Here is a 15,423-nt window from a genome sequence, read left to right on the forward strand (position 1 = left end):
TAATAAAAAGAGGTGAGAATTATTGGCTATAGGAAATGGAAATATGAATGTTTATATTTATAATTCAGATGGTTCATATAAAAATGTAACTGACTTGATAAGTAGTATGAAATATTCATGTGGTATTGATAAAGTAAGCCAACAATTAAATTTAAAAATGGCTTATGGTGTTTATAATACAGCTTTACCGTCATTCTTTTTTGATACTGGTCAGAAAATTGAAGTTTACATAAATGATTCTTGTTATTATAGAGGAAAAATTGAAACGGTTGAAATGTCTGTAGACAAGGAAACACTTACATTAGATTGCTATGATTATATAAGAAATTTAACAAAATCAAAAGTATGTTATAACTTTTCAGGTATATCTGCTTATGATGCAATATGTACAATTTTTAAAGATTTGAAGATACCATACTCAGAAGGTGGAATTTTGGGTGGTAAAGGTGGAAACGCAATTGGTTCTAATTTACAAATAAATCATTTAATAAGAAACAAATCAGCTTATGATGCCTGTATGATGATTGCAACGGAAGTTCATCGGAATACAGGTATTTTTTATTATATGTTTATGGATGTAGGCGGTAATGTTAATTTAATGCCTTGTGATACATATTGGAGCAGACAAACTATTCAAGCTTGTTCAACTCCAAACTTACCTAATCCAGATGGAATTATGATTAATATGAATTACAAAAAAGATGCTTCAGACATTATTACCAAAGTTGCTGTCTATGATAGCAAAGGAAATCCAGTTGATATAGAAGCAGGGGTAAGTACAAATGATTCAGATGAAGAAAGTGGTGGTGAATAATGAGTAAGAGAGTTGACCCCTATAAAATATTACTTAGCAATCAGGGATATATGAAGATTGATAATGTAGAAATAGCCGAATTAAAAGAATTAGAAATAAAAGTAGTTCCAGATGTTAAGGAAATAAACTTATTAAATAGTGTAACTAAAGGTAAGTTTATGACATCTTTAAACGGAATTATAACTTTTGAATTTAACAAAGTTTATAGTAGATTTAAACCCGCAATGCTGGAGTGCTTAAAGTATCTTCAGTATTTTACATTTACTTTAGAAGCGAATGTAAAAAATGTTGATGATGATTATGAAAGTATATACATCGGTAATTGTTGGCTTGAAGGTGATATGAACTTATTTTCTTTAAAGGCTGATACTGATTTTTTAACAGAAAAATTTACTGCTGGGTTTCAAATAGAATCGGCTCAATTTGTAGATGTAATTCAAGATAAACATGACTGGGAAACCAGTAGCTATAAAACTATTAGTAATGATGATTAAGAAAGAAAAAAGAAAGAAAAAGGAGTGTATTAAGTATGGAATTAACAATTGAACAAATTATAGCAAAGAAAGATGAGTGTATAGAAAGGTTTAAAAAAAAATATGTAAATATAGGAAGTAAATTTCTAGGTGGCTCAGTGAAATTTCATTCATTAGATAGAGGGGAATTAGCTGATATTAGAGATATGATAAAATCAGATTCAGAAAAGGGATTATTGTATTTTATATATCTTTCTTCAGATACTTTAAGAAATAAAGAACTTTTAAAATCTTATGGTTTTGATAAAAGAGATCAACATAAGATTGTAGAAAAATTATTTAATGAGATTGAAAGACAAAAAATAATTGGTCTTTTAGAGGAATTAAATGGTTTATCTACAATTGACCCAGATGCTATTTATAAGGATGAAGTTGAAGACTTAAAAAAGTAATTAAGGGCGATTGGGATTTATATACTTACGCCTATTATCTAGACAAGCATGGAATGTCATTAAAAGAATTACAACAAGCTTCAGGGTTAGTAAGATTGTTTTATACTGCAAGTATGCTAGTAATAAAAGAAGAGAAAATGGAAAATGATATTGCTTTAGCTAAATTATCTAATCCATTTCTAGAAAAGAAAAAGTAACTATAGTAATTAATTTTATTTATAGTTACTTTTTTATATGTGTAAGAAAAAGTAATGATGAGGTGATATAGATGAATAAGAGTAAAATAATTGCTAATCAATTAATAGAATCAATGAATACACAATTTCAAAAAAATATGATTGATGATGGTTTTACAATTGGAAAGGTAGCAAGCGTAAATCCGTTAACTATAAATATTGGAGACTTACCATTATATGAAAATGATTTATATATAAATAAACATTTACTTCCTTGGAGGGAAACTTGTACTGGTTTAACAACCCAAGCAGGCAGTCAATTACATACTCATAGTTTAGTATATATAGACCACCCAAGTAAGATAGAAGAAAATGATTATGTAGTTTTATATGGTATTGAATGGAATCCAGTAGGTAAATCGTATCAAAAATATTGTGTTATTAATGTATTAAAAGAAGGAGAGTTATTGTGATGAAAGAGTGTACAGTGTATGGAAATGAGAATGGAAGTAAATTTAAATTTAAATTCATGTTTGGAACAGAAGATTATTTAGAAACTTTGTGCGAAGAACTTGAAAAGAAAAATAATAAAAAATTAGAATCTGTTGAAAGAATATATATTAATGAAAAAGAATTACCTAAAAAGGTATTAAATAACGGAGGAAAAAAATAATGATAATAGAAAATAAAATGAATGAAGCAATCAAAAATATGAAAGTAATATTTGAAAAAGGTACTAGAGAAAGAATAATTGAATCATATTTTACTTTAGGTAATGAATTTAGATATGTTCGTTTAAAGGCTGACGATACAAAAGAAAATCAGCTTGATTTATTAAAAGATAAAGTAATTGATATATTAAATTATGAAGGATTATTAAAAAGAGAAATCCCAGAAATGATTAAAAAATATGATACATTTGTATTAAAAAATTTAGATGAGATCAAACATAAATATGTTGGTTGGAAACTAAGTTATAGACAATGTGAAAATTTATTTATTGATAAAGGTGAATTTAGTAATTATTTAAAATTAACAATTCCAATGGAATATATAGGTTTTGATAATCAATATGAAATTCAATACTATATTAATGAAGGTTATAATATTTTAGATAAAGAAAAATTAGAAGAAATTAGAGGATTCATAAGATAGTTGGTTATTCAGCTATCTTTGTTTTATTTTAGGGAGGAATAGAGTAATGAATGAAATTTTAGCATTAATAGTAAGTGGTATATTAGGTACAATTATAACTTTAATAATTGGATTTTTTGTAGATTCTCATTATGAATATAAAAGTTTTAAAACGTCTCTTCATATTAAAGGCTTAGATATTAATAAACAAGGAAATATTGTACCTTTAGTAGTTGAACATACAATAAATAGATAGGAGTAGATAGATTATGGAATATGTAGTAAAAAATTTAAGTGATGGATATATAGAAAAATATTTACATAGTGTTATAGATAGTGCATTATCTACAGATATTAAAGTAGGTAGTGTTAAAAGTCTTATAGATGATGTAATAAATGAAAATAAAACTATGGATAAGATATTAAGTAGCAATGAAAAGTTAAGTGCAACTTGGAATAATAAAGGTGGAAGTATTACTCTAGGTCAGGATACTTTAATTGCTGAAGATAGTAGAACTTTTGAGAAATTATTTAATAAGGTGTTTGAAAATAGAAATAAACTAGAAAGTATAGTTGATAGAATTTGTTCTGATAGAGCTTCAGAAATATCAAATAGAGTATTAGAAAAATTAAATAATAATATATTAGAAGATTGTTTTTACAAGAAAGATGAAAAGCTTGAAAAACTTAATAAACAATTAGATTATTTTAAGTTTAAAAGTGATTTAGAAGACGGTCTTTTAGATAGTATTAATAATGAGTATGTTGGATTTAAAGTTAATCAAAAAACTTTAGAAACAGAGAGTTCTAATGGATTAACTTTAAATTTAGAATTGAGTTATGAATGTATTGGATATGATAATCCAAATGATTTACATGAATACTTGTCACAAGGCTATAGTATTTGTAGTAAAGAAGATTTAGATAAAGTAAGAGGATATATTTATAATGAAGTATTCAATAATAGATATAATACAGATAGTAACGGAGAACGTAAATTAAAGGAAGGGATTGTGTTTAGATAATGGATAAGATAAAAACATTTGTTATAAGAGAAGGTGAAATGGTTCAAGGGAATGATCCTAGTATTAAATTAGATGACAATTATATTGAACTAATAAATAAAAATGATAGTGCAAGATATTTAAAAATTAATTTAGATTTTAGGAATTTTAGAAAGTCTGGTGCTGTATGGAATCCAGTTGTATTAATAAATGGTGAACCATGTCCAATGCCTATTCAAAAAGATTTTGAAATTACACCAGAAGCTAATTTTGATATTCAATCCTTACAAATTAATGACGAGTTTTTCTGTGGTGACATAACAATGATATTAATACCAAATTATATAAAAGATAAATAAGATAGGAGATTTTAAAATGAAATTAAGTAATATAAAGATATTTGAAATTAGATATTTCTATAATAAGGAAGACTTTAAACTAGAAGAAATATTTGTTAAATATAGATTTAATAAAAGTCTAAAAGGATTTTTAGTAATCACAACAAGTGATGAAAATATGACTATTGATGAAATTAAATATAGAATACTTGCTGAAAATATAAAATACTTGCTGAATTAGAGAAATAATATGTAAGTATTGGGACTTAAAATGTCCAATATGTAAGGAAGGAGGAATTATAAAATGGAACTAACAAAGAAGCATTATAAGGCTATTGAATTATTGATCTTAGGCTTGAAATATACAGAGATTGCAAAGAAAGTACCTTGTAGTAGACAATCAATTTATGACTGGTTAAAAGATGATGATTTCCATAAGGAATTAGACAGATGCCGACACGAAATAAAAACTCAAGGGAACAATCGTATTTTAGCAAAAGTTGATACATATATTGATAAGATTGAGGAAATAGCTTTCAATTCTCCTTCAGATAACGTAAAACTTAATGCTCTACAATTCCTGTATGAATCTGTTAATGGTAAGGCTAGTCAAAAGGTAGATACTACAATAACAGATAATAGAGATAATAGTGGTGACATTGATGATATAGATAAAATGGCAAGTAGTTTACCAGATGATAACTCTATATTAAGTGATAATGTTATTGATATGGAAGATAGAAAGAAAGCTGAATAACATATTTGTAGTCAGAATAGATTTACTGATTTGTTTTGACTACAACATGCTAAGTATAGAGTATATATAGGAATGTATATTGTATCATTAGCATAGATAAAGCGTTGATATAACTATGTTTATACTTATATTATACCATAAATGACCATCAATTGATACATTTATAATAAGTAAATTCAATATGTTAGTGATAGTGTGCAATAAAATCATAATAGATAATGATAAGATGTATTACTTATAAATGGCTTTGTTATCAAGTTTGTTAAATAAAAGTGTAAAAGGTTATGAATAACTATTGACACTTTGACACCAAAGGACTATAATTAAAACATAGATAAAGGTTGTAGAATTAAAAAATGAGTACATTAGTTCGAGGGTAGGCATGGTTCTAAATTTGAACAGCGACAGCGTGCCACATCTACTTATACAAGATTTTTTTTAATTTAAAAAAACGACCTATCTATAATAATTATATGAAGGGTGATTATAAATGGAAAAAGTTTTATGCTATGTCAGAGTTTCAACAAGTACACAAGTAGAGAAAGGTTATGGATTAGAAACACAACAAAAGGCTCTAAAGGAATACTGTAAAAAAAATAAATATGAAATATATAATATATATTCAGATAAAGGTATTTCTGGTACAGATGAAACAAGAGACGGTTTAAATGAAATGCTTGAAACTTTGGATAAAGAAGCTGATATAAATAAGATCATTGTTTATAATACTTCAAGACTTTGGAGAGATATTTATAATCAAGCCAAGATACAAAGAAGATGTATAGATATAAATGCACAAATAATTAGTATAGAACAACCTACATTTGATATATATGAAAAAAATCCAGTAAATACAATGTTAAATGATATTGTAATGGTAATGGATAGATACCAACGTAATGAAATCAAAGAGAAATTAGCAAAAGGACGTAAAACAAAAGCTTCAACAGGAAATAAGGCTTGTGGAACTGCTCCTTTAGGCTATATGTGGGATAATGGAAACATAGTTATTGATTCAAATAAATCAGAAACAGTTAAAACAATATTTAATAAATATGTTGAATTACAATCACTAGGAAAAGTTAAAAAATTCTTAGATGAAAATGAATATACAACTAATACTGGAAAGCAATTCAGCAAACAATCAATTAAAAATATATTAGAGAATGATTTTTATAAGGGAATTATTACTCATGCAGATATAAAAAAGGAAGGAACTCACGAACCAATAATAAATAAAATAGTTTTTGGTAGAGTTCAAGGAATGTTAACTAAAAATACTAACAAATAATAAGACGGTGTTAATCATTTAATACACCGTCTTTTCTTATGCTCTTTTTTAAGAAAGGAAAGGTGAAATTAAATGATATACTACTATGACAATTTAGAATTTGAACAAGAAAGACAATTTGACTTATATGTTTTGAGAAAATACTTAGCGAAATATTACGGTCTTGATAAAGCTTTAGCACTTATAAAAACTAACTCAAGGAATATAGATGGATTAGCAAAAGCACTTGGAAAAAAAGATATTGGATTCTTTTGTTTATACTTTTTAAGGGAATTATTTGTTCCTTCAAGTGAAAATTCAAGTAGAGCATTAGCAAAAGTTCATTATGATGTTTTTGAAGAATTAAATAAAATGTTTGTAACTGAAAAAGATTCAAGACACAAAGAAGAATTTATATTACCTAGAGGAACAGGAAAATCTACAATAATTAATACTTCGGTTGCCTGTTATGCACATTGCTACAACATAGTTACTTATACTGTAGTTGTTGCTAAGACTGAAGATTTACAGCACCAATTTATAGCAGAGGTTAGAAAATGCTTAGAATTTAAAAAGGTAAAAGAATGTTTTGGAAATCTTATTAATACTAAAAAAAGAGTTGTTAATAAGGAAGAATTGGAGTTAGACAATGATACAAAAGTTCAAAGTTTTACTTGGAATGGTCAAATTCGTGGTACTAAATACAATTCTAAACGTCCTAATATAATTATATGTGATGATATCTTAAAAATGGACGATATATTGAATGATAATGCCAAAGAAAAGTGTGTAACAAAATATTACACCGAAATATTACCTGCTGGAGATAAGGCAAGAGTATTGAATGGTGAAAAACAAGGTATTGATACAAAATTTATAGTTATTGGAACACCACTTGCAAGTGATGATTTTATTAATACTATAAGAGAAGATTCAAGCTTTGAAGTATTTCATAGATCAGTATGTCAATTTGATGTAGATGATTATTTCAATAAGAATGAATACTGGTTAAAGTATCGAGAAATCTTATTTAATAATAAAAATAAAGATAGATTAAAAGATGCTGAAAATTATTACTATACACATATAAATGAAATGAAATTTCCTACATTGTGGGAAGGTAAATATATTCCTTTTGAATTAGCAAATGACTATTTTACCAAACGTTTAGCTTTTATGCAAGAACTTATGTGTGATTGTCAAAATGTTGGTGATATCTGGATTACTTATCAAGATAAGATTAGTCCAAAAGAAATGAAAGATATAAGATTTGAGAAAACCGTACTTACTATTGACCAAGGAGCAAGTAAAACAAGTCGTTCTGACTTTACTGCTTTCACAGTCTTAGGAAAAAGTAACGGTTTTTATTATGTTCGTGAAGGAAAATTAAAGAAATTCGATTCTAAGACAGAATTCGATTTATACATATCTGAAATAGTAAATCTATTAAAAGCATGGAAAGATATAACTCATGTTTTCCTAGAAAAGAATGTTTACAAGGGGATAGATGCTACTAGACTTGAGGAACGTATAAGGGAAGATAGTGAATTAAGAAGTAGAAGAATTAAGGTTGAAACTCCATACTCTACTCAAAATAAGGAACAAAGAATATCAACTATTACTGACAAGATTAATAGTGGTCAAATTAAATTCAATGAATTAAACGATGATTACAACAAACAAGTATTCTCATATAGAGGGGAAAAATTCACACCACATGATGATGCTATAGATAGTTTGGAAATGGCTGTAAATAATATTGACCAGATTCAAACACGAACAGTTTTACACATAGGCTCATTAAATGACCTATACATATAGAAAGGAGGATTAACATGGATTTAGATTTAAATTTATTACAGAAATGTTATAACGATTGGGATAAAAAATTAGAACATTATGACCATATTAATAGATATTATTATGGAAATACTGATTCAATTATTAACTTTAGCCCTAAAATGGGAAGAAGTAATATTAGAATAAAGACAAACTATGTTCAAAAGCTAGTTGATGAAGAATCTCAATATAGTTTTAATAATAAAATTACATACGCTCCACAAGATGGTAATTCTCAAGCTATTAAAGATATTAAATATGTACTTTCAAATAATAAAGCTGACCATGATATAAATTTGGGCAGAGAATTAATTTGTTTTGGAATTGCTTTTGAAATTAATTATATAAAGCCAGATGGAAGTTTCTATAATAGAAGAGTTAGTCCATTAAATGGATATATGTACTTCGATGAAAATGACGAACCAATTTATTTTCTACATATATATAAGAAGCAATTAGACCCTAATAATTATATAGATGTATATACCAAAGATGAAATATATCATTTTAATTATGAATTTAAACCAATTGGAGAACCGACACCTCATTATTTTGGAATAGTTCCTGTTGGTTGTGGAATAATTGGTGGGAAAGTTCTTAATACAGATAAAGGTTATGTTGAAGGAGATAAAACTATATATAGAATTATTAAAACACTTCAAGATGCCTATGAAACAAATCTAGGAGATTCATCTAGTGAAATATCTGATTTTAGAAACGCTATTTTAAAAATGTATGGAGTAGATTTGGAGGACGTTAGAGACGACAAGGGAAATGTAATTCTTGGAGCAAATGGAAAACCTTTAAAGAAACCTCCAGTAATAAGAGATAATTCAATTCTATATTTTGGAAATAAAACTGAGACAGATGCAGAATGGCTTATTAAAAATATCAATGATACTTTTGTTAAAAATACTCGTGATGATATAAAAGAGGAGATATATACATTAACTTCACATATTGATAATAATGAAAAGATGCAGAGTAATTTAAGTGGGATTGCTCTAAGATCAAGATTATTTTCATTGGAAGGACGTTGCAAAGACAATGAAAAAGCGATGGAGAATATTATAAAAACACGTTTAAAATGTATTTGCAAGTATCTTTTCTTAACAAAATCTAAAGCATATGATGCAAAATTAATAGATATTATATTCACACCTTGTATTCCAGTTGATGAAAGTAGTGTTGCTGATATGATTAGTAAGATTCCTCAAGATGTTGTTTCTAATTATACTAAACGAACATGGCTACCTAGAATTGATAATGCAGATGTAGAACAAGAGAGAATTGATGAAGAAAAGAAATCTGAAATTCCTGATATGGGATTAGATAATATTGATACTACTAATTCTAAAGATATGAGTAAAATGAATAACAACAATAACTGTAATAATAGTAAATGTACAGATAATTGTTGTTAATAGGTAATTGCTTATGGATAAGAATAATTATATAGAAAAAGAAGAAGTAGATTTCATTCAATCTCTTTATGATGATGCTAATGAACAATTAAAAAACATTTATAAAGAGCAAAAGAAAAATAAAGATGATTTATTAAAATTTATTGCACTTATAATGTTAACTTATCAAATATTTAATAATGTAATGTCTTTAAGTTATTCAGATAAATCAAAATTAAATAATAGATTTATGGATATTATAACTAAAATATCAAAAGATCAATCTAATGTAGGTAAAGGTGTTATAACACTAATATTAACTAATACTGTAAAAAAGACCAATGATTTTTACAAAGGTGATTTAAAATCAAAAGATATTGAGGATATTGTTGATAAGAAGTTCAAAGGCGAACATTTTACAAATAGGATTGTAAATAATGAAAATGAAATAGCAAAGAAATTGTATAGTCAAACTAAGAAATTTATTCAAGGTGAAATTGATGTAAATACAATTAAAAATGAAATTGATAATACATTCAATGCAGATGCTTATAATTTTAAAAGACTTACTGAAACTGAAGTAAATAGAAGTGAAAATGATACTTTTATAACTATTGCTAAAGCACAAGGAGTTAAAAAAATACAAAGGCATGAGATTTTGGACAATCATATTTGTTTAGAATGTATGTCAATAGATAATAAAATATATGATATTAATGAAGCACCAGAATTACAGCATGTAAACTGTAGGGGCTGGAATTCAATATATAAATAAAATATGTATTCGGAAGTGGTTATTAAAGGCTGACCTTATAGCCTTTTTATTATACAAAAAATTAAAATTTAATGTACTTGTTTGGGACACTAATGTCACTTACTTGGACGAAAGGAGTTTTTATAATGATTAAATCAGAGTTAATGGAATTATTAAAAGATATGGATGACAATACTGATATTACTGAAACCATTCAAGGAATTGAGGGATTAGTCAAGACTTTTGATGCAAATTCAATTGGATTAGACGAATTTAAAACAATACTTGAAAGTAATGAGGTAGCAAAATCGTATTATCAATCTAGCTTAGATAGTGGAATTGGTAAAGGGGTTGCTTCATTTAAAGAAAAAACTCTCCCAAAACTTATTGAAGAGGGTATTAAAGCAAAAAGCAATGAGAATAAGTCACCAGAACAGATTGCTTACGAGGAAATGAAATCTAAGTATGAAGCTATGGAAAAACAAATTCAAATGAAAGACCTAACAAATAAATATTCTAAAGTATTAAATGAAAAAGGACTTCCATTAGAATTGGTTGATTATATATTGGGTGATGGAAATGAAGAAGTTATTAATGGTAATATTGATAAGTTTACTAATATGTTTTCAACAACAATTGATTCAAAGGTAAATGAAAAATTAAAGACAAATAGTTATGTCCCACCAAAGGACGGTAATGTACAAATGGTAAGTGGCGTTGAACAAGCGTTTTATGCTAAGAATCCAAGTTTAGCACCACAACAATAATTAAATATATTTTCTAAAAGACCGGTTTAAAGGGTGAAATGATATATCTCTTAAATTGGTCTTTTTATTATGTCTTTTTAAACGGTTGACTTAGACGTTAAAGAAACAAGCCTACTATATTTTACAAAAGGTGGTAATTTACATATGGCACATTTATTACAAGAAAGATATTCGAACATGGTTTTAGTAAAATTAAGAGCAAGTTTGGTAACTAAAGATAATGTTATTTTCAATAATAGTTACGAAGGATCTCCAAAAGCTGGAGCAGTTAAAATTCCAACTCGTGATGGAGAAGTAGTTGTTTCAGATTACGATAAAGCTAGTGGAATAACAGGAAACACAGGGGCTACTGGATATACTACATTAACAATTACTCAGGACAAAGCAATGAATGAAGTAATTGATGGTTATGATGCTTCAGCAGTTCCAGATGGTATAGTAGCAGATAGATTAGATTCAGCAGGATATTCTTTAGGTTCTGTTGTAGATAAATATTCAATTGGAATATTAGAATCTCAAGGTACTGTTTTACCAACAGTAACAGCATTAACAAAATCTACTGTATATGAACAATTCGTTGATATTGCAACAGCTTTATCAGAAGCTAATGTTCCACAAGAGGGAAGATATGCAATTGTTTCACCTGCTGTTTATGGTCTTTTATTAAAAGATACTACTAACTTTATAAGACAAGGAAATTTATCTCAAGAGTTAGTTCAAAATGGTGCGGTTGGTTCTATTGCAGGAATAACAATATATCAATCTAATAACTTAATGAAAGGTAATACTACAGTAAAAGACGGTAAAACTGTTACTACTGAAATAATAGCTGGTCATCCAACTTTCGCAACAAGAGTTGAAGAATTTAGTGTACCAGTACATTTACAAGACCTTAACGGTTCTGGTAATTTTATTGGAGCTTCAGCAGTACAAGGAAGACTTGTATTTGATGCTAAAGTTTTAAGACCTTCAGCAATTATTATCAAGAGAGTAGAACAATAATTTAAATAATTTATAGGGTGAGACGGGGAATTATTCCTTTTCTCACCCTATTTTTTTACGAGAAAGGAGTGTCACAATAATGAGTGAAGAAGAATATATATTAATGGCTTGTTTTGCAATAAGGAGATATTTACAAAATGAAGGGTTAGATGATGCAACAATTCAAAGTTTATATCCACTTGCAGTTAAAAGATTGTCTATGCGTGTAAAAGAAATGGATACAGTAAGAATTAATGGAGTAAAGTCTTATTCTAGTGATGGTCAAGATTTTTCTTTCAATGAAAAAGACCCTTTAGAAATAACTCCAGACATTGCTGCTTTATTGCCTAAGAAAACTAAATTCTATGCGTGGTAGGAGGAAAACAAAATATGATTAGTAGAAAAGATATTATGTATCAGCACATGATAGCATTTCAAGGTGTTGATGGAAAAATAAATGATACAGATTGCAGATTTTTGTTGGCTGAAGAAAAAGATAATAACCAAAATCATTACGACTTAAAATCCATAATTACTGACCAACAAATAATACAGGGAGACTATGTTACAATAGATGGTCAATTATTTATGATTATAGATACTAAAAGGGTAAATGAGAGTACGTATATAAAAGGAGTGTTTAGAAAAGGATTAAAAATTACATTACAATCAAATCTAAAGGATGTATACGCAGTAGTAGATAAAGTTACTGGAGTATTTTCTCAAGGTACAGAAATAACTGAAGTACACGATGAGTATAGTTTTCTTATACCTAAGTCAGTAACTAATATGACAAGTGCAACAACAAGTAATAATGCAATCATTTATGCAGGTGGTTCCTATGATGCTATATCAATAGATGATAGTAAAGAAGGAATATTAAATATTACTGGTAGATTTAATAGTGTATATAATCCTCATACTTATACTATTACATTAGACTCTAATACTAAAACTTTAGTTGAAACAGAAACCTATACTATTGTAGCTACTGCAACAGATAATGGGATAATAGTTGAAAAGCCAACTATTATATATAAGAGTAGTGATAAGAGTGTTGCATCTGTTGATTCAACAGGAGTAGTTACAACTACAGATATAGGAAGTGCGACAATAACTTGTACCTATAACAATGTAAGTGTAGATTTAACGATAACTGTCGAAGCAAAACCAATTGAACCAGTTGTTAGTTATACTTATGCGTTTAGTCAATCTATAACTGCATTAAGACAATATGTGACTACTATATTAACAACAACTAAAACAGTTTCAGGAGTTGCAGACCCAACACTTTATATAGATTATAGTTTCGATTCAAATGCACAAAGTCTTATAAATCAAGGGAAGATTGTTGTAACAAGGAAGTCAAATAGTTCTATTAGTATTAAAAATGCAAGTATATCAACTACAACGAATATTTATTTAACTGTTACAGATAATGCAAATTCAACTAAGATTTTAGAAGCACAACAAATTACACTTACAGGAATGTAGAAAGGAGGAGCTTATTAGTGGATGAAAATATAATACAATCTATTCTTCAAAGATTAACAAAGATAGAAACGCTATTAGAAGTAGATGTAAAGCATCTAGAAGCTAGAGTATCCAAATTAGAAGGAAATGGTACTTGGTTGTGGAGAACAATAGCTGGAGTTATTATAGGAGCAATTGGAGTTTTGGGGTTTAAGTGAATATAAATTTATAAGAAAATAAGAATGAGTTTTTATTACCTCTATATTGCATTATTCAAAATAAAGGATTTTTAATACTTTTGTGGAAATTATAGAATATTAATGTAATTGATTAAATAATAATGCTTTACTGGGGGATAAATATTTATGAATATAAAAGATATTATAGGTGATAAGAAAAAAATAATACTATTAAGCATAGGAATTCTATGTTTGCTAGGTATTGGTGCTTATGGAACTACTTCTACTTATAAAAATTATCAAGAAGCACAAAGTCAACAAGCAAAAGAACAACATAAAAGCCAACAAATAGAACAAGCAAAAGAAAAAGTTAAAAAGGTAGTAGATGATAAAACGTCAGGTATGAAATGTGAAGCAAAATATGATTTGAAAAATTCATCAGATAATACTTTAACAATTACTGTTACTTTTGATGATAATAAAAGTACAACAATTAATTGTGACTTTAAGATAACAGATGAATCTATAGATTTTAATGACAAGAACTTATTTGATAACGCTTTAGATAAGTTTGTAAGTCAGCAAAAAGAAGCTGAAATAAGACATACAATTATATATGATTATCAAGATATATTGTATGGAATGAGAGGGAAATCATCAGAATGGGATAGTGTGAAGTTCTCAAAAAATGAAAATGATTATATTGTTCAAGAAACTTCCGATAGATTTTATGGTGGGGTAAAAGCATATTTAGTTGCTATAGATAGTCAATGGATTAGAAATAATGGTAGTAGTGAATGGAAACATATTTGTCTACACATGGAATACGATTCTAATAATAAATTGATAGATGCGAAGTATGGTGACTATAATAAAATTGATCCAGATAAAGATATAAAAAATGGTGTAAAGGCTGAAAATGTAGATATAAATGCAAATACAAATCAGGATATGATAAATATGAAATCAGAATTAGAAAAGGGAATTGATTTTAATAATAAAAAGAAGACCTATAAAGATTATAATGATGAACTTGAACGTCTAGAAGGCTTAACACAAAGTCTTATAGGTATGGATAAAAGTAATGTGAATATATGTTATGAAACCTACAATAAATATATAAACAATTTATGGGATAATATAAAAAATAAATTACCCCAAGATCAATATAATAAGTTACTTGCAGAACAGAAACAATGGATAGATAAGAAAATTAATAAATATCCTACCTGTGATTCTGCTCATAGTTCTTTCGATGATAAATATGGAGCAATAGAAATGACAGACAAAAGAATAGGTGAACTGCTTAAATATTTAAAGTAAATATAATAAGATGGGAGTATAGGAATATATTCTTGTCTTATTTTTTTGATTTAATGGTTGAAATTCCAATTCCATACATATATAATATACTAAATTAGATATAGGAATGGAACGATATCACTTTCATATTAACGGATTCTTTCTAAATGACATTAAATCATGCTTGAACCATTGAAAATAAAGGGTTTCATGGCGTAAAAGGAATGGAATTTAAAAATGTCTATGTTATAAATTGCGTAGAAGAAACAATCCCCCATTCAAATAGTATAAAAGATAATATCGAAGA

The 15,423-nt window shown here is 27.3% G+C and carries 22 protein-coding genes and 1 pseudogene; all 23 read left to right on the forward strand.

Annotation, left to right across the window (positions count from 1 at the left end):
• The first annotated feature begins 22 nt into the window (after positions 1–22).
• Positions 23–814 carry an XkdQ/YqbQ family protein gene (locus tag T483_RS0116505; RefSeq protein WP_026887845.1) on the forward strand — a complete coding sequence of 264 codons (792 nt, stop codon included), beginning with the start codon at positions 23–25 and terminating at the stop codon, positions 812–814.
• The gene (locus T483_RS29300) at positions 814–1,308 is read left to right on the forward strand and encodes a phage tail tube protein (RefSeq protein WP_035790283.1); all 495 of its coding nucleotides are present in this window, start codon (positions 814–816) and stop codon (positions 1,306–1,308) included. The genes T483_RS0116505 and T483_RS29300 overlap by 1 nt, the downstream gene beginning before the upstream one ends.
• A 35-nt stretch (positions 1,309–1,343) precedes the next feature.
• A complete protein-coding gene (locus T483_RS0116515) occupies positions 1,344–1,739 on the forward strand; it encodes a hypothetical protein (protein WP_026887846.1) in 396 nt (131 codons plus the stop codon).
• A 53-nt stretch (positions 1,740–1,792) separates the two neighbouring features.
• Positions 1,793–1,936, forward strand: coding sequence for a hypothetical protein (locus T483_RS31690; protein WP_196244893.1), 144 nt, complete (start codon positions 1,793–1,795; stop codon positions 1,934–1,936).
• A gap of 71 nt (positions 1,937–2,007) precedes the next feature.
• Complete coding sequence (locus tag T483_RS0116525) at positions 2,008–2,388, forward strand: DUF2577 family protein (protein WP_051560417.1); 381 nt, start codon at positions 2,008–2,010, stop codon at positions 2,386–2,388.
• Positions 2,388–2,588, forward strand: a complete 201-nt coding sequence (locus T483_RS0116530) for a hypothetical protein (RefSeq protein ID WP_026887849.1) — start codon at positions 2,388–2,390, stop codon at positions 2,586–2,588. The genes T483_RS0116525 and T483_RS0116530 overlap by 1 nt, the downstream gene beginning before the upstream one ends.
• The gene (locus tag T483_RS0116535; protein WP_026887850.1) at positions 2,588–3,070 is read left to right on the forward strand and encodes a hypothetical protein; all 483 of its coding nucleotides are present in this window, start codon (positions 2,588–2,590) and stop codon (positions 3,068–3,070) included. Before T483_RS0116530 ends, T483_RS0116535 begins: the two co-directional genes overlap by 1 nt.
• A 46-nt stretch (positions 3,071–3,116) precedes the next feature.
• Positions 3,117–3,305 carry a hypothetical protein gene (locus T483_RS0116540; protein WP_026887851.1) on the forward strand — a complete coding sequence of 63 codons (189 nt, stop codon included), beginning with the start codon at positions 3,117–3,119 and terminating at the stop codon, positions 3,303–3,305.
• A 13-nt stretch (positions 3,306–3,318) separates the two neighbouring features.
• Complete coding sequence (locus tag T483_RS0116545; protein WP_026887852.1) at positions 3,319–4,074, forward strand: hypothetical protein; 756 nt, start codon at positions 3,319–3,321, stop codon at positions 4,072–4,074.
• Positions 4,074–4,412 carry a hypothetical protein gene (locus T483_RS0116550; protein ID WP_026887853.1) on the forward strand — a complete coding sequence of 113 codons (339 nt, stop codon included), beginning with the start codon at positions 4,074–4,076 and terminating at the stop codon, positions 4,410–4,412. Before T483_RS0116545 ends, T483_RS0116550 begins: the two co-directional genes overlap by 1 nt.
• A 16-nt stretch (positions 4,413–4,428) precedes the next feature.
• Positions 4,429–4,632 (forward strand): hypothetical protein, encoded by a 204-nt coding sequence (locus T483_RS0116555; protein ID WP_026887854.1) that lies wholly within the window; start codon positions 4,429–4,431, stop codon positions 4,630–4,632.
• A gap of 63 nt (positions 4,633–4,695) precedes the next feature.
• Entirely contained in the window at positions 4,696–5,148 is a 453-nt protein-coding gene (locus T483_RS29305) for a helix-turn-helix domain-containing protein (protein ID WP_035790285.1), read from the forward strand.
• 490 nt (positions 5,149–5,638) lie between these two features.
• The gene (locus tag T483_RS0116565) at positions 5,639–6,439 is read left to right on the forward strand and encodes a recombinase family protein (RefSeq protein WP_026887855.1); all 801 of its coding nucleotides are present in this window, start codon (positions 5,639–5,641) and stop codon (positions 6,437–6,439) included.
• A 72-nt stretch (positions 6,440–6,511) separates the two neighbouring features.
• Complete coding sequence (locus T483_RS0116570; RefSeq protein ID WP_026887856.1) at positions 6,512–8,239, forward strand: hypothetical protein; 1,728 nt, start codon at positions 6,512–6,514, stop codon at positions 8,237–8,239.
• Positions 8,240–8,253: 14 nt separating this feature from the next.
• Entirely contained in the window at positions 8,254–9,681 is a 1,428-nt protein-coding gene (locus T483_RS29310) for a phage portal protein (protein ID WP_080697022.1), read from the forward strand.
• A gap of 13 nt (positions 9,682–9,694) precedes the next feature.
• Positions 9,695–10,435, forward strand: a complete 741-nt coding sequence (locus T483_RS0116580) for a hypothetical protein (protein WP_051560419.1) — start codon at positions 9,695–9,697, stop codon at positions 10,433–10,435.
• A gap of 125 nt (positions 10,436–10,560) precedes the next feature.
• Positions 10,561–11,181, forward strand: a complete 621-nt coding sequence (locus T483_RS0116585) for a DUF4355 domain-containing protein (RefSeq protein ID WP_026887858.1) — start codon at positions 10,561–10,563, stop codon at positions 11,179–11,181.
• Between the two features lie 144 nt (positions 11,182–11,325).
• Positions 11,326–12,183 (forward strand): P22 phage major capsid protein family protein, encoded by an 858-nt coding sequence (locus T483_RS0116590; protein ID WP_026887859.1) that lies wholly within the window; start codon positions 11,326–11,328, stop codon positions 12,181–12,183.
• 79 nt (positions 12,184–12,262) lie between these two features.
• A complete protein-coding gene (locus T483_RS0116595; RefSeq protein ID WP_026887860.1) occupies positions 12,263–12,538 on the forward strand; it encodes a hypothetical protein in 276 nt (91 codons plus the stop codon).
• 14 nt (positions 12,539–12,552) lie between these two features.
• Complete coding sequence (locus T483_RS0116600; protein ID WP_026887861.1) at positions 12,553–13,656, forward strand: Ig-like domain-containing protein; 1,104 nt, start codon at positions 12,553–12,555, stop codon at positions 13,654–13,656.
• A gap of 17 nt (positions 13,657–13,673) precedes the next feature.
• On the forward strand, positions 13,674–13,853 hold the full coding sequence (locus tag T483_RS0116605; protein ID WP_026887862.1) for a hypothetical protein: 180 nt from the start codon (positions 13,674–13,676) through the stop codon (positions 13,851–13,853).
• 147 nt (positions 13,854–14,000) lie between these two features.
• Positions 14,001–15,137: a DUF1311 domain-containing protein gene (locus tag T483_RS0116610; protein ID WP_026887863.1), complete on the forward strand. Its 1,137-nt coding sequence runs from the start codon at positions 14,001–14,003 to the stop codon at positions 15,135–15,137.
• Positions 15,138–15,325: 188 nt separating this feature from the next.
• A pseudogene (locus T483_RS32660) lies at positions 15,326–15,423 on the forward strand (3'-5' exonuclease); the annotation flags it as partial.

It is taken from the genome of Clostridium beijerinckii HUN142 (assembly GCF_000621745.1).
Taxonomy (GTDB): Bacteria; Bacillota; Clostridia; order Clostridiales; family Clostridiaceae; genus Clostridium; species Clostridium beijerinckii_A.

Excerpts from the sequence above, each read along its gene's own strand:
- T483_RS29300 (WP_035790283.1), top strand. The coding sequence starts at position 814 with ATGAGTAAGAGAGTTGACCCCTATAAAATATTACTTAGCAATCAGGGA.
- T483_RS0116515 (WP_026887846.1), top strand. The coding sequence starts at position 1,344 with ATGGAATTAACAATTGAACAAATTATAGCAAAGAAAGATGAGTGTATA.
- T483_RS31690 (WP_196244893.1), top strand. The coding sequence starts at position 1,793 with ATGTCATTAAAAGAATTACAACAAGCTTCAGGGTTAGTAAGATTGTTT.
- T483_RS0116525 (WP_051560417.1), top strand. The coding sequence starts at position 2,008 with ATGAATAAGAGTAAAATAATTGCTAATCAATTAATAGAATCAATGAAT.
- T483_RS0116530 (WP_026887849.1), top strand. The coding sequence starts at position 2,388 with ATGAAAGAGTGTACAGTGTATGGAAATGAGAATGGAAGTAAATTTAAA.
- T483_RS0116535 (WP_026887850.1), top strand. The coding sequence starts at position 2,588 with ATGATAATAGAAAATAAAATGAATGAAGCAATCAAAAATATGAAAGTA.
- T483_RS0116540 (WP_026887851.1), top strand. The coding sequence starts at position 3,117 with ATGAATGAAATTTTAGCATTAATAGTAAGTGGTATATTAGGTACAATT.
- T483_RS0116545 (WP_026887852.1), top strand. The coding sequence starts at position 3,319 with ATGGAATATGTAGTAAAAAATTTAAGTGATGGATATATAGAAAAATAT.
- T483_RS0116550 (WP_026887853.1), top strand. The coding sequence starts at position 4,074 with ATGGATAAGATAAAAACATTTGTTATAAGAGAAGGTGAAATGGTTCAA.
- T483_RS0116555 (WP_026887854.1), top strand. The coding sequence starts at position 4,429 with ATGAAATTAAGTAATATAAAGATATTTGAAATTAGATATTTCTATAAT.
- T483_RS29305 (WP_035790285.1), top strand. The coding sequence starts at position 4,696 with ATGGAACTAACAAAGAAGCATTATAAGGCTATTGAATTATTGATCTTA.
- T483_RS0116565 (WP_026887855.1), top strand. The coding sequence starts at position 5,639 with ATGGAAAAAGTTTTATGCTATGTCAGAGTTTCAACAAGTACACAAGTA.
- T483_RS0116570 (WP_026887856.1), top strand. The coding sequence starts at position 6,512 with ATGATATACTACTATGACAATTTAGAATTTGAACAAGAAAGACAATTT.
- T483_RS29310 (WP_080697022.1), top strand. The coding sequence starts at position 8,254 with ATGGATTTAGATTTAAATTTATTACAGAAATGTTATAACGATTGGGAT.
- T483_RS0116580 (WP_051560419.1), top strand. The coding sequence starts at position 9,695 with ATGGATAAGAATAATTATATAGAAAAAGAAGAAGTAGATTTCATTCAA.
- T483_RS0116585 (WP_026887858.1), top strand. The coding sequence starts at position 10,561 with ATGATTAAATCAGAGTTAATGGAATTATTAAAAGATATGGATGACAAT.
- T483_RS0116590 (WP_026887859.1), top strand. The coding sequence starts at position 11,326 with ATGGCACATTTATTACAAGAAAGATATTCGAACATGGTTTTAGTAAAA.
- T483_RS0116595 (WP_026887860.1), top strand. The coding sequence starts at position 12,263 with ATGAGTGAAGAAGAATATATATTAATGGCTTGTTTTGCAATAAGGAGA.
- T483_RS0116600 (WP_026887861.1), top strand. The coding sequence starts at position 12,553 with ATGATTAGTAGAAAAGATATTATGTATCAGCACATGATAGCATTTCAA.
- T483_RS0116610 (WP_026887863.1), top strand. The coding sequence starts at position 14,001 with ATGAATATAAAAGATATTATAGGTGATAAGAAAAAAATAATACTATTA.